Annotated in this window: 12 protein-coding genes; 2 read left to right on the forward strand and 10 right to left on the reverse strand. The window is 69.6% G+C overall.

What is annotated here, in order from left to right:
• Window positions 1-100: 100 nt before the first annotated feature.
• Window positions 101-997, reverse strand: a complete 897-nt coding sequence (locus ACT535_RS04955; protein ID WP_476363540.1) for a LysR family transcriptional regulator — start codon at window positions 995-997, stop codon at window positions 101-103.
• 107 nt (window positions 998-1,104) lie between these two features.
• On the opposite strand from ACT535_RS04955, the gene ACT535_RS04960 reads away from it, so the two are divergent.
• Window positions 1,105-2,115 (forward strand): aldo/keto reductase, encoded by a 1,011-nt coding sequence (locus ACT535_RS04960; protein WP_476363541.1) that lies wholly within the window; start codon window positions 1,105-1,107, stop codon window positions 2,113-2,115.
• On the opposite strand, the gene ACT535_RS04965 is transcribed toward ACT535_RS04960, so the two are convergent.
• A complete protein-coding gene (locus tag ACT535_RS04965; protein WP_476363542.1) occupies window positions 2,112-3,281 on the reverse strand; it encodes an MFS transporter in 1,170 nt (389 codons plus the stop codon). The genes ACT535_RS04960 and ACT535_RS04965 overlap by 4 nt on opposite strands.
• Window positions 3,282-3,621: 340 nt before the next feature.
• On the opposite strand from ACT535_RS04965, the gene ACT535_RS04970 reads away from it, so the two are divergent.
• Window positions 3,622-5,193, forward strand: a complete 1,572-nt coding sequence (locus ACT535_RS04970; RefSeq protein ID WP_476363543.1) for a DEAD/DEAH box helicase — start codon at window positions 3,622-3,624, stop codon at window positions 5,191-5,193.
• Between the two features lie 63 nt (window positions 5,194-5,256).
• On the opposite strand, the gene ACT535_RS04975 is transcribed toward ACT535_RS04970, so the two are convergent.
• The 8 genes from ACT535_RS04975 to ACT535_RS05010 all read right to left on the reverse strand — a co-directional run bounded on the left by ACT535_RS04975 (window position 5,257) and on the right by ACT535_RS05010 (window position 12,662).
• Complete coding sequence (locus ACT535_RS04975; RefSeq protein WP_168458229.1) at window positions 5,257-5,685, reverse strand: TfoX/Sxy family protein; 429 nt, start codon at window positions 5,683-5,685, stop codon at window positions 5,257-5,259.
• Between the two features lie 25 nt (window positions 5,686-5,710).
• Window positions 5,711-6,484 carry an ATP12 family chaperone protein gene (locus tag ACT535_RS04980; RefSeq protein WP_476363544.1) on the reverse strand — a complete coding sequence of 258 codons (774 nt, stop codon included), beginning with the start codon at window positions 6,482-6,484 and terminating at the stop codon, window positions 5,711-5,713.
• An 11-nt stretch (window positions 6,485-6,495) separates the two neighbouring features.
• Window positions 6,496-7,215: an HAD-IA family hydrolase gene (locus ACT535_RS04985; RefSeq protein WP_476363545.1), complete on the reverse strand. Its 720-nt coding sequence runs from the start codon at window positions 7,213-7,215 to the stop codon at window positions 6,496-6,498.
• Window positions 7,212-7,871, reverse strand: coding sequence for a hypothetical protein (locus ACT535_RS04990; RefSeq protein WP_476363546.1), 660 nt, complete (start codon window positions 7,869-7,871; stop codon window positions 7,212-7,214). The genes ACT535_RS04985 and ACT535_RS04990 overlap by 4 nt, the downstream gene beginning before the upstream one ends.
• A 248-nt stretch (window positions 7,872-8,119) precedes the next feature.
• Window positions 8,120-9,934, reverse strand: a complete 1,815-nt coding sequence (locus tag ACT535_RS04995) for a TRAP transporter large permease (protein ID WP_476363995.1) — start codon at window positions 9,932-9,934, stop codon at window positions 8,120-8,122.
• 148 nt (window positions 9,935-10,082) lie between these two features.
• Window positions 10,083-10,709, reverse strand: coding sequence for a TRAP transporter small permease subunit (locus ACT535_RS05000; RefSeq protein WP_168458232.1), 627 nt, complete (start codon window positions 10,707-10,709; stop codon window positions 10,083-10,085).
• A 166-nt stretch (window positions 10,710-10,875) separates the two neighbouring features.
• A complete protein-coding gene (locus ACT535_RS05005) occupies window positions 10,876-11,574 on the reverse strand; it encodes a hypothetical protein (protein ID WP_476363547.1) in 699 nt (232 codons plus the stop codon).
• Entirely contained in the window at window positions 11,571-12,662 is a 1,092-nt protein-coding gene (locus tag ACT535_RS05010; RefSeq protein ID WP_476363548.1) for an RluA family pseudouridine synthase, read from the reverse strand. The genes ACT535_RS05005 and ACT535_RS05010 overlap by 4 nt, the downstream gene beginning before the upstream one ends.
• Window positions 12,663-12,720: the final 58 nt, after the last annotated feature.

Consider the following 12,720-nt stretch of genomic DNA (forward strand, 5'->3'; position numbering starts at 1 on the left):
CCGCAATGGCGTCACCGCCCGCTGCGCCAAGCAGGGCGCATCGGTGAAGATCAACATCTGACCCGGGCGGCCCGCCCTCACTGCGGGGCGGGCTCCGCCTTCACGAACTCCCGGCCTTCACGAAATCCACGAAGGCCCGCAGCGGCGCCGGCATCAGCCGGCGGCTGGGGAAATAGAGGCGCGGGCCGGGGAATTCCTGCTCCCAGTCCTCCAGCACCGGCACCAGCCGACCGGCCTCGATGGAGGGCTTGAGCAGCTGATCGAAGCTGTGGATCAGGCCGAGCCCCGCCTCGGCGGCAGCCACCTTGAGGTCGATGCTGGAGGCAATGATGCGCCCCTCCGGCCGCACCTTCACGATCTCCCCCGCCTTCTCGAACTCCCATATCGGCATGTGCCCGCTGGCGAAGCGGTGGCGGAGGGCGGCGTGCTTCAGCACGTCGTCGGGATGCTCGGGCCGTCCGTGGCGCGCCAGATAGGACGGCGCGGCGGCGGTGACGAAGCGCTGCACGCGCGGGCCGATGGGCACGGCGATCATGTCCCGCTCCAGCCGCTCGTCGTAGCGGATGCCGGCATCGAAGCCGCCTGCCACCACGTCGATGAAGGTGTCGTCCGCTGACACCTCCAGCGCGACGCCCGGATGGCGGGCGAGGAAGGGCGTGATAATCGGCGGCAGGATGACGCGCGCCACCGCGCTCGGCACGCTGAGCCGCAAGGTGCCGGTGGGGCTGTCGCGGAAGGCGTTCACCGCGTCGAGCGCGCCCTCCACCTCGGCCAGCACCGGCGCAAGCCGCTCCATGAGCCGTTCGCCGGCTTCGGTGGGCGTGACGCTCCGGGTGGTGCGGTTGAGCAGGCGCACCCCCATGCGGGCCTCCAGCCGCCGCACCGCCGCGCTGAGGGACGAGGGCGACACCCCGCGCGCCACCGCCGCCCCGCGAAAGCCGCGGGCGCGCGCCACCGCCACGAAGGCGTCGAGATCGGACAGGCTGGCACTGCTCATTGTGCAAAATATCGCACAGGGCTTGCCGCACTGACAGGATTATCGAACAGCCGATCGCGAGGCATGCTCCGGCCATCCCATACGCCATCCGGTCACGGAGCATGAAGATGACTGCCCTTGTCCCCTCCCCCCGCCGCCTCGGCACCACCGGCCCGGAGGTCTACCCCCTCGGCCTCGGCTGCATGGGCATGTCGGATTTCTACGGCCCCTCCGACCGCGCGGAGAGCATCGCGACCATCCACGCCGCGCTCGATGCCGGCGTGACGCTGCTCGACACCGGCGATTTCTACGGCATGGGCCACAACGAGATGCTGATCGCCGAAGCGCTGAAGGGCCGCCCCCGCGAGAATGTGGTGCTGAGCGTGAAGTTCGGCGCGCTGCGCGATCCCGCCGGCAACTGGCTCGGCTATGACGCGCGCCCGCAGGCGGTGAAGACCGCGCTCTCCTACACGCTGAAGCGCCTCGGGGTGGATTACATCGACATCTACCGCCCGGCCCGCCTCGATCCGAACGTGCCCATCGAGGAGACGGTGGGGGCCATCGCCGACTTGGTGAAGGCCGGCTATGTGCGCCATGTGGGCCTCTCCGAGGTGGGCGCCGATACCATCCGGCGGGCGGCGGCGGTGCATCCCGTCAGCGATCTCCAGATCGAATATTCGCTGATTTCCCGCGGCATCGAGGACGGCATCCTTCAGACCTGCCGGGATCTCGGCATCGGCATCACCGCCTATGGCGTGCTCTCGCGCGGGCTCATCAGCGGGCACTGGCAGGCGGGCGCGGCCGGCAAGGATTTCCGCGCCCACAGCCCGCGCTTCCAGGGCGAGAACGTCGCCGAAAACCTGAAGCTGGTGGACGCGCTGCGGCAGGTTGCCGAGGCCCGCGGCGCCTCGGTGGCGCAGGTGGCCATCGCCTGGGTGGCGGCACAGGGCGCGGACATCCTGCCCCTCGTCGGCGCCCGCCGCCGCGACCGGCTCGCCGAGGCGCTGGGGTCGCTGAATGTCACGCTCGATGCCGATGCGCTCAACGCCATCGAGGCCGCCGTCCCCAAGGGCGCGGCGAAGGGCGAGCGCTATGCGGCCGCGCAGATGGCCATGCTCGACAGTGAGCGCGCCCGCTAAAGCGCCTCGGGGGGCGAGACATGGCCCCGTCGCGGCTGGAGCAGCCCGGCGGGGCCCGCGAGCACCAGCATGCCGATGCCGGCGGCGATGAACATGGCGACCACGCCAGCCAAGCCCGCCGCCTGCGTCAGCGCCAGGGCGCCCACCGCCTGGCCGATGAAGAAGGAAGACGCGAACAGCGCCAGCGCCGACCCGCGCGCCTCGGGGGCCAGCTCCGTGGCGAGGATCTGCAGCACGTTGTGAATCATATAGAAGGCGAAGCCGGCCGCGCCGAAGATCGCGGCCATCAGCAGCAGCCCATGGGCGCGGGTGGCGAGGATGAGCAGCACGCCCACCCCCACGGCGCCCCAGCGCACCATGCCGCCGAGGCCGAGATAGCGCACCAATAGCGGCACGGCGAAGGTATAGAACGCGCCGCCCACGGCGAAGGCGCCGAGCGCGATGCCGGCCTCCTTGGCGTCGCCGATGCCCTGGTGGACCATCAGCGGCGCCACCAGCGGGAACACGCCGAAGCTCAGCGCCCCTTCGATGGCCACCACCGCGTAGACCTTGATGGACAGCGGATTGCGCAGCACCAGCCCATAGCGGGCGATGGAGGCGGCGAACGACAGCGGCCGGCGCTCGCCCTCCTCCCTGAGGCCGAAGGTGGTGGCGAGCGCGGCCAGCGCCGCGACGCCGAAGGCACACCAGAACACCTCGCGCCACCCGGCCATCTCGGCGATGAAACCGGCCAGCGCCGAGCCGGAAAGCTGGCCCAGCACCAGGGCGAGCAGCACGCGGCTGAGCGCCACCGGCCGCCGCTCGAAGGGCACCCGGTCGCCCACCGTCGCCAGCACCACGGGAATGATGCCGCCGGCGAAGGCGCCGCAGAAGACGCGGGAGGCGAGCAGCATCTCATGGCTGGTGGAGGTGGCCGAGACCGCGAGGCCGATGGAGAGCATGGCGAGGTTCACGCGGATGAGCCGCACCTTGCCCACCGCATCGCCGATGGGGCCGAACACCAGCTGCATCAGCGCATAGGGAAAGGTGAAGGCGCTGGCGAGCATGGCCACCTGCTGCAACGTCACCTGAAGCTCGCTCGCCAGGATGTTCAGCATGGGATCGACGACGCGCATGGAGAACGCGCTCGCGAACGCCGCAAGGCCGAGGACGAGAAGGAAGGGCATGGGATCCGGAGACGGCGACAGGGACGCCATCCGTGCGGCGTCGGCCGGAACGGGTCAACCCGACGAGGCCGCATGGGTGCAGCGCACACTCATTCGCAGGGCGCATGGCGGCTGCCCGCAAAGCGAGCATTTGTGCGCCACCGCCCGCGAAATGGCGCTTTTCACCGGTCGAATCGGGGAGACCGGCCGGAAAACATTGACACGGCGCATCATTTTCTTATGTTGCTATGCGTCGTCCGAGATATGTCGAATCCAAGCGCGCCGACCGACGACCACTCGTCTGACCCCGTACGGCACGGGACGTTCGATCAGCGGCGCGCCGCCGCATCCAAAAGATGCAATGTCATTTTCCGAACTCGGCCTGAGCGACAAGGTCCTCGCGGCGGTCGCCGACACCGGCTATACGACCCCGACCCCGATCCAGTCCCAGGCCATCCCCCATGTTCTCGCGCGCCGGGATGTTCTCGGCCTCGCGCAGACAGGTACCGGCAAGACCGCCGCCTTCACGCTCCCCATGCTGACGCTGCTGGAGCAGGGCCGCGCCCGTGCCCGCATGCCGCGCACTCTCATCCTGGAGCCCACCCGCGAGCTCGCGGCCCAGGTGGAAGAGAACTTCACGCGCTACGGCAAGTACAGCAAGCTCAACGTCGCCCTGCTCATTGGCGGCGTTTCCTTCGGTGACCAGGACTCCAAGCTGCTGCGCGGCGTGGACGTGCTGATCGCCACCCCCGGCCGCCTGCTCGACCATGTGGAGCGCGGCCGCCTGCTCCTCTCCGGCATAGAAGTTCTCGTCATCGACGAGGCCGACCGCATGCTGGACATGGGCTTCATCCCGGACATCGAGCGCATCTGCAAGCTCGTGCCCTTCACCCGCCAGACGCTGTTCTTCTCGGCCACCATGCCGCCGGAGATCCAGCGCCTCGTCTCGCAGTTCCTCTCCAACCCGGTGCGGGTGGAAGTCTCCAAGCCCGCGTCCACCGCCACCACGGTGACGCAGGAACTGGTCGCCTCCGGCCGCGAGGACTACGAGAAGCGCGAGGTTCTGCGCGAACTGATCCGTGGCTGCGAAAACCTGCAGAACGGCATCATCTTCTGCAATCGCAAGCGCGACGTGGCGGTGCTCCACCGCTCGCTGCAGAAGCACGGCTTCAATGCCGTGGCCCTGCACGGCGACATGGACCAGCACGCCCGCATCAAGGCTCTGGACGAGTTCCGCAACGGCGAGGCGACCCTGCTCGTCGCGTCCGACGTGGCGGCCCGTGGCCTCGACATCCCGGCGGTGAGCCACGTCTTCAACTATGACGTGCCGCACCACTCCGAGGATTACGTCCACCGCATCGGCCGCACCGGCCGCGCCGGGCGCTCCGGCACGGCCTACACCATGGTCACGCACCTCGATGCCAAGTCCCTCTCGGCCATCGAGAAGCTGATCGGCAACCCGATCCCCTGGCATGGCGCGCCCCTGGGCGACGCCCCGCCGGCCTCCGAGCGCCGTGGGCGCGAGGATGGCCGTCTGCGCGGCAAGCGCCGCATGGACAAGGAGCCCCGCGAGGGTCGTGGCGACCGCGAAGGTCGCGGCGAGCGTGAGCCGCGCCGCGAGCGCGAGCCCCGGGCCGAAGGCGCGGAGCGTGCCGAGCGGCCCGAGCGTACCGAACGTCAGCCGCGGGCTGAAAGGACAGAGCGTCCCGAGCGGCAGGACCGCCCCGAGCGTCAGGAGCGGGAACGCGCCGCGCGGCCGGAACGGTCCGCCGAGCGTGGCGACCGCCCCGAGCGCAACCGCCGTCCCCTTCGCGAGGATGGCGCCGATCAGCGTCCCCAGCGCCGCGAGCGGGCGCCTGCCAACGAGCCGGCGGACATGTCCCACCTTCCCGCCTTCCTCCTGCGCCCGGTGCGCGTGAAGGCAGGTGCGTGACGGTGCGCGCCGACCTTCGGGCCGGCGCTTCTTCTTGAGTTTCCAGATGGATCGGCGCGCCGCTCAGCCTTGAGCCGGCGCGCTTTTCTTTTTGGCGGGGGGCTTCTTCCCGGACGCCCGGCCTGCCGGTTTCGCCTTGTCCGTGGACGCCCGGCCTGTCGGCCGGGCCTTGGCCTCGCTGGCCGCATGGGCCACGAAGAGGGCGCGGCGGGCGAGGGCGGCGAGATCGTCGGCATCGTCCAGCGCCGCCTCTGGCACGGACCAGTAACCGCCCATGGTGCGCACGACACCCTTGGCCTCATAGCTGAAGGGGACCGAGCCCCGCCCCTTCAGATCCCCGGCGAGCGCCGCATCGGCCTTGAGGTAGAAGGTGTCCCCGGCCCAGAGGGCGAACATCAGCCCGTCCGCATAGAGCCCGGCCCCGCCGAACATGCGCTTCACCACCACCGGACCGAAGGCGGCGAACAGGTCGGCAATCGCGTCCTCGTCCATCAGGCCAGCCCCGGTCAGCGAGAGATCACTCCGCCAGCGCCTGCGCCTGCGCGGCCGCGTCCATCTCGGTGCGGCGGGCGGCACGGCGCTGGCTGGCGAGTTCGTCCTCGCCCCACTGCTCGCGGTTGAAATCCTCGTCCACATGCGCCGCCGTCCAGGCGGCGTCGGCGGAGAGCGCGCCTTCCGCCACCGCCAGCGCCAGCAGCGCCGAGCCGGTGAGCGTCGTCATGGAATGCACCGCCGCGAGGCGCAGCGGATCGGTCGGCACCAGCGCCCGCACCTTCGCCAGCGCCTCCTCGGGCTGCGCCACATGGGTGATGCCCTCGGCGAGATAGAAGCGCGCGCCGTGGGCCTCCCGCATCCAGTCCAGCACGGCGTCCCAGTGCTTTGCCTGCCGGTCCACCAGCTTCTGCGGGCCATCGGCGCGGTAGAACAGCATGTCGGTGCCGGCGTAGTTCACCACCTCGTCCGCCACCGCCTGCGCCTCCGGCGCCACCCGGTCGAGGGCGACGTTGACGAGGCGCGTCAGCGGCATGGTGAAGGGGTCGATCTCGGTCTGCTGCGCCGCCCATTCGGCCGCCATGGCCTCGGCGAGGGCGCGGGTCGGCGCCTTGAGCAGGCCACGGGCGGGCGTACGCACCGGCCGCCCGTCGAGCAGGATGGTGTAGCCGCCCTCCCCCTCACCCACGCTCACATCGGTGTAGAAGCGCTTGGGCAGGGGCGCTTTCTGGGCCGCGCGGGCACGGGCGACGGGATCGCCCGGGTCGCCGTTCTCCACATCTTCCAGGAACTCGCGCATCTCGACTGTCCTCAGATCACGACGCGGCGGCGGGCCAGAAGCTCGGCGATGGCGTCGGGCACCTCGCGGAAATGCCGGACGATGCGGTCGGCGCCCGCCCGCTCCAGTTCCGGCGTCCCATGATAACCCCAGGCGACGCCGAGCGCCGAGGCCCCGGCCTGCAGGGCCATGGAGATGTCATAGGTGGTATCGCCGATCACCACAGTGTCCTCCGGCCGCGCGCCGATCTCCCCCATGGCCTGGAACACCATGGCCGGATGCGGCTTGGAGGGCGCCGTGTCGGCGGTCTGGATGGTGGAGAACCAGCCTTCCATGCCGTGGACGGCGAGGATGCGGTCCACCCCGCGCCGCGACTTGCCGGTGACGATACCGAGCACGACATCGTCCCGGCGATTGAGCTCTTCCAGCACCTCGCGGGCACCGTCGAACATGGGCTCGGGCGCCTCGGCATTGAGTAGGCGGTTGAAGGCGACCCGGTAGGCATCCACCATCGCCTGGATCGGGTAGGACGCATCCCCCTGCGACAGAACCGAGAAGGCCTGCGGCAGCGAGAGGCCCACCACCGAGAGCAGCGTCTCGCGGTCCGGCACCGGAACGCCGTGGGCGGCGTGGACGTCGTTCATGGCGGACACGATCAGGTGCTGGCTGTCCACCAGCGTGCCGTCGCAATCGAACAGCACCAGCTTGAGGCCGGCGGAGGGGGGAGCTTCGGTGTCGCCTGCTGCGCTCATTTCTGCGTCATCTGCTGGGTGGCGATATCATAGATCCATGTGGTGCCGGAGGGATCGACGAACAACACCTGCCGGAAGCCGCGCTGCTCGCACTGCTTAGGGAAGGGCCCGGCGACGATCAGCTCGGCGGCCGTCTTGGCGGGAAAGTTGAACTTGATGGTGAGGAGCGTCGCGTCGTCGCCGCCGGCCGTCACGGTGAGGTCGAGGCCGTTCTGGGCGAAGCTGTCCTGCTTGCTCTTGGCGAAGGCCCGGCGCGCGGCGGCATCTGCCGCAGGGGCAGGAGCGGGGCTGTTCACTGTGGGCAGCGGCAGCGCGGCATCCTGAGCGGGCGCGGCGGGCGCGGCCGCCGGCGGCTCCGGCTGGGGCGGGGCGGCGGCCTGCGCCGGAGGCTGGGCGGGCGCCGGCGAGGCCGGTGCGGCGGGCGGCGGGGCCGTCGCCTGAACCTGCGGCTGCGCGTCCGGCGCCTCGCCGGGCTCGCCCGACATCACCCACCAGACGAGGCCGCCCGAAACCAGCGCCACCACCGTGCCGCCGACGCCCACGAGGAAGGGCATCAGGAGGCTCGTGTGGAGCTTGCGGCCGCAGAAGGGGCAATGGGCCTCCTCGGGATAGACCTGCGCCCCGCAGCCGGGACAGAAGTCGGGCCTCGGGTTCATCGCATTCACCTCCGCACGCTCGGCCGCGCCCGTTTGGGTCACCCGGACTGCGCCACGCTGGCGGTCGCCCCGGCCGGTCCAGCATCTCGATTTGTCGATGGACCCCGGCGTCCGCGGCGCGCCGCGAATCGCAGGGCCTTCCCCGTCACCACGAATGCACGACGGGGCGAAGGAACAGAAGCCCTCCACCCCGTCATGTCCATTCCGAATGCGCCCTTAGCAGGGCAAGGCCAGCCCGCCGGGGGCCGCTATTTCCCGAAGCCGAGATCCAGCGGCGGCGGCGGCGCGGCATCGAGGCCGGGCGAAAGGTTCTCGAACTGCTGCTGGATCTGCTTCTGATCGAGCTGCACGCCGCCGCTCTTGTAGTGGGTCACCATGCCCGGGAAGGCGAGGATGAGCGCCACCATGACGAGCTGGATGCACACGAACGGCACCGCGCCCCAGTAGATCTGCCCGGTGGTCACGGGCTGCATCATCTTGCCCGTCACCCGGTCTACATACGGCACCTTCGCCGCCACCGAGCGCAGGAAGAACAGGGCGAAGCCGAACGGCGGGTGCATGAACGAGGTCTGCATGTTCACCGCCAGCATCACGCCGAACCAGATGAGGTCGATGCCCATCTTGTCCGCCGCCGGCCCGAGCAGCGGGATGATGATGAAGGCCAGCTCGAAGTAGTCGAGGAAGAAGGCCAGCACGAAGACCAGCGCATTCACCGCGATGAGGAAGCCGGTCTGCCCGCCGGGCAGCGACACCAGCAGCTCCTCCACCCACTTGTGCCCGTCCACCCCGTAAAAGGTGAGCGAGAACACGCGGGCGCCGAGCAGGATGAACAGCACGAAGGCGGAAAGCTTGGCAGTGGAATAGGTCGCCTGCCGCATCAAGTCGAACTTCAGCCGGCCGCGGGCGAACGCGAGGATCACCGCGCCGAGCGAGCCCATGGCGCCGCCTTCGGTCGGCGTCGCGACGCCGATGAAGATGGTGCCGAGCACGAGGAAGATGAGCGCCAGCGGCGGCACCATCACGAACACCACCTGCTCGGCGAGCTTGGACAAAAGCCCCAGCCGGAACACACGGTTGATGACGGCCACCACGAAGGCGATGCCCACGGTGGCCGACATGGTGAGCACCACGTAATCGGCGCCGAACTTCACATGGCTGCGCTCCATCAGCACGATGCCGCCGGCTATGGACAAAGCGAGCGCGATGAAGAGCGAGGGCGTCAGCAGCTTCGCCGTCCCCGACATGACGAAGAACAGCAGCACGAACGCCACGAGGCCCCACACCGCCATGTTGGCGACGCCGGGAAGCGCGCCCGCCGTCAGGCCCGGCAGGGAGCCGGTGGCGATGAGGTACGCAAAGCCCGCTGCCGCCACCGCGCCGAGGATGCGCGAAGGCATCGTCTTCTGGTCCGGATCGCGCAGGGTCTGCGCCTCCAGCGGCAGGCCGGGCGCGGCGTTCGGGAAGATCGAGGAGACGATGAAGATGTAGAGCGCGTAGAGGCCGGCGAGCAGCAGGCCGGGCACGAACGCGCCCTCATACATGTCGCCCACCGAGCGGTTGAGCTGGTCGGCCATGACGATGAGCACGAGGGACGGCGGGATGATCTGCGCGAGCGTACCCGACGCCGCGATGACGCCGGAGGCGACACGCCGGTCGTAGCCGTAGCGCAGCATGATAGGCAGCGAGATGAGGCCCATGGAGATCACCGAGGCCGCCACCACGCCGGTGGTGGCCGCCAGCAGCGCGCCCACGAAGATCACCGCATAGGCAAGGCCGCCGCGGATGGAGCCGAACACCTGCCCGATGGTGTCGAGCAGGTCCTCGGCCATGCCGGAACGTTCGAGGATGAGGCCCATGAAGGTGAAGAAGGGCACCGCGAGGAGCACTTCGTTGTTCATGGTGCCGTAGACGCGCTCGGGCAGCGCCTGGAGGAACTTGGGCTCGAACAGGCCCAGCTCGATGCCGATGAGGCCGAAGATCAGGCCGTTGGCCGCCAGCGAGAAGGCCACCGGGTAGCCGAGCAGCAGGAACAGCACCAGCGCGCCGAACATGATCGGCGCCATGTTGTGGATGAACCAGCCGCGGAAGCCCGGCTCTGCCGCCAGCGCCACGTCGGGCAGCGTGATGAGCAGAGCGGCGAGGAACGCGACGGCGAGCGCAGCGAGGGGGCGGCGCTTCAGGAGCGTGCGGACGAAGGACATGAACGCGCTCCTACTTCTTGGCTGCGGCAGCGGCGCCGGGCGCCCCTTCGGGGAGTTCCGCATCGGCGAGCAGGCGCTCCGCCTCGGCGGCGAGCGCCGCATGGCTGCCACCCGCGCCTTCGTGGGGGTCCTCCATCTTTCCGGTGAAGATGGCGATGCGCTTGATGAGTTCGGAGATGCCCTGCAGCGTCAGGAAGAAGAAGCCCAACGGCACCAGCAGCTTCGCCGGCCACTGGGGCAGGCCGCCGGCATTCAGCGACTGCTCGTTGATCTCATAGGAGGCCAGGAAGAAGGGCCAGGAGGTCCACAGCAGGAGGATGGAGAAGGGCAGCAGGAAGAAGACGTGGCCGAAGATGTCGATGCCGTCGCGCCAGCGCTTGGGCAGCCGGGAATTCACGATGTCGATGCGGATATGCTCGTTGTCGATGAGCGTCCACGAGGCGCACAGCAGGAACACCGCGGCGAACAGCACCCACTGCAGCTCCAGCCACGAATTGGAGCTCATGTCGAACAGCTTGCGGATGATCGCGTTGAGCGCCGACACAAGGATGGAGACCAGGATCAGCCAAGCGGCGGCCTTGCCGATGCGGGTGTTGACGGCATCGATCCCTCGGGAGAGGGCGAGAAGGGCTGTCATTGAGATCAATTCCCTCGGGCGCGGCCGGAGATGGCTCCGGACTGCTTCTTCTTTGGCCTTCAGGCCTTGGCGCGCACCATAGGGGAAGACGCCGTGACTTCAAGCCGGAGGCGGTTACCGGACTGCCGAATGCGGCAGGGGTCAGACCAAAGTCGAAGACGAAGCTTCAGCGCGGCGCGGGCGCATCCGGCCAGGGCGGCGGACCGGGGAGACTCTGCCCTGACGTGAAGCGGGCGGCGGCGCGGTCCCATTCCAGCATCCGGCCGGTTCCGGCGACGGGGCTGGGCGCCAGGCACCACACCGCAAGGTCGGTGCCCTGCCGCGGCAGGAGGGTGATGGCCCGTCCCAGGCCCTCGAACGCCGCGGTGGTCTCGTCCACCTCCTGCGGCGCGGTGCGGCAGAGGCTTTCGTCCTGCGGCGGCATCACCGTGTCCGTGACCAGATTCCACCGCCCGGACGCATGGGAATAGAAGCGCACCCGCCCGCCGAACGGCACGCCACCGCGCACCGCGCGTTCGCTGAGGCCGAGGAGCGGGAAGCCCTCCCGATCTAACCACACGGCGGCTTCCGTCACGAATTGCGCCGCCCCGTCCCCATCGCCCCGGTCGTCGATGCGCAGGTAGCCGTGCGGGACATCGAGGGTGAGCGTCACCCGCGCCCGCGGCCCGTAGAGGCGGCCGCCGGAAGCGGTGGCGCCAGCGCCCTCCCCGCGGATCTCATAGTCGGGAAAGCCGTTCGCCTGCGCGATCTGGAGGTCGCGGAAGAGATGGAGCACGTCGTCCCGCCTGGCCCCGGCTCCGCCCGCGGTCGCCGAAGCAACGGCCAGTGCCGCCGCAGCGAGCCACCACAGGGCGGCGCGCCTCATGCCTCCGGCGCTTCCAGGATGGGATCGTACTGGGAGGCGTCGAAGCCGAGCACGGCGAAGGTCTGCGCCATATGCGGCGGCAGCGGCGCGGACACGTCGATCACCCCCTGCCCGCGCGGATGCGGGATGACGAGCCGCCGCGCCAGCAGGTGCAGGCGATTCTGCAGGCCGCCGGGCAATTCCCAGTTCTCGACGTTGAAATACTTCGGATCGCCGAGGATGGGGTGGTGGATGTGGGCGAGGTGGGCGCGCAGCTGATGGGTGCGGCCCGTGACCGGCTTCAGCGACAGCCAGCTCATCTTCTGCGCGGCCTGATCCACCACGGCGTAATAGGTGATGGCGTGGCTCGCCTCGTCCTCGCCATGGCGGGCGACGCGCATCTTCTCCTCGTCCTCGTCGCGGGCGAGATAGGTGGAGATGCGCCCCTGCCGAGGCTTCGGCACGCCCGGCACCACCGCCCAATAGACCTTGCGCGCCTCGCGCGAGCGGAAGCTCTTGGCCAGCACCGAGGCGGCGAGCCGCGACTTGGCGATGAGCAGGCAGCCGGAGGTGTCCTTGTCGATGCGGTGGACGAGGCGCGGCTTCTGCCCGTCCCGGTCCTTCAGCGCCTCCAGGAGCCCGTCCACATGTCGGTAGGTGCCGGAGCCGCCCTGCACCGCGAGGCCGAAGGGCTTGTTCAGCACCATCACGTCCTTGTCCTCGAACAGGGTGATGGATTTGATGAAGGCCCGGTCCTCCTCCAGCTTGCGCACGGCGGGGTCCTTTGCCGCGCGGGGCTTTGCGGGCGGAGTGGCGCCGGGCTCGGAGGTCGCGCGGGTGCCCTCCTTGCCGGCCTCGCCGTTGCGCGCGCCCTTTGCCGGCGCGGCCGCTGCCTCGGGTTCGTCGGTGCCGAGCGGGGGAATGCGCACGCTCTGGCCGGGTTCGACGCGGGAAGAGGTCTTCACCCGGCCGCCGTCCACCCGCACCTGCCCCGTGCGCACCAGCTTCTGCAGGTGCCCGAACGAGAGGTCGGGATAATGCACCTTGAACCAGCGGTCGAGGCGCATGCCCGCCTCGTCCTCGGCCACGGTTCTGGTCACGACAGCCATCTTCGCCCTAGTCCTCGCGCAAACCCTTTATGCCGCAGCAATAGAGCTTTCACCGCGC

The organism is Xanthobacter sp. DMC12, assembly GCF_056314105.1.

Bases quoted from the DNA above. Each gene is read 5' to 3' on its own strand.
- ACT535_RS04975 (WP_168458229.1), bottom strand. From the start codon at position 5,685: ATGGACGAGGACGCGATTGCCGACCTGTTCGCCGCCTTCGGTCCGGTG.
- ACT535_RS04990 (WP_476363546.1), bottom strand. From the start codon at position 7,871: ATGAACCCGAGGCCCGACTTCTGTCCCGGCTGCGGGGCGCAGGTCTAT.
- ACT535_RS04955 (WP_476363540.1), bottom strand. From the start codon at position 997: ATGAGCAGTGCCAGCCTGTCCGATCTCGACGCCTTCGTGGCGGTGGCG.
- ACT535_RS04965 (WP_476363542.1), bottom strand. From the start codon at position 3,281: ATGCCCTTCCTTCTCGTCCTCGGCCTTGCGGCGTTCGCGAGCGCGTTC.
- ACT535_RS04970 (WP_476363543.1), top strand. From the start codon at position 3,622: ATGTCATTTTCCGAACTCGGCCTGAGCGACAAGGTCCTCGCGGCGGTC.
- ACT535_RS05005 (WP_476363547.1), bottom strand. From the start codon at position 11,574: ATGAGGCGCGCCGCCCTGTGGTGGCTCGCTGCGGCGGCACTGGCCGTT.
- ACT535_RS04960 (WP_476363541.1), top strand. From the start codon at position 1,105: ATGACTGCCCTTGTCCCCTCCCCCCGCCGCCTCGGCACCACCGGCCCG.
- ACT535_RS04985 (WP_476363545.1), bottom strand. From the start codon at position 7,215: ATGAGCGCAGCAGGCGACACCGAAGCTCCCCCCTCCGCCGGCCTCAAG.
- ACT535_RS04995 (WP_476363995.1), bottom strand. From the start codon at position 9,934: ATGGCGCCGATCATGTTCGGCGCGCTGGTGCTGTTCCTGCTGCTCGGC.
- ACT535_RS04980 (WP_476363544.1), bottom strand. From the start codon at position 6,484: ATGCGCGAGTTCCTGGAAGATGTGGAGAACGGCGACCCGGGCGATCCC.
- ACT535_RS05000 (WP_168458232.1), bottom strand. From the start codon at position 10,709: ATGACAGCCCTTCTCGCCCTCTCCCGAGGGATCGATGCCGTCAACACC.
- ACT535_RS05010 (WP_476363548.1), bottom strand. From the start codon at position 12,662: ATGGCTGTCGTGACCAGAACCGTGGCCGAGGACGAGGCGGGCATGCGC.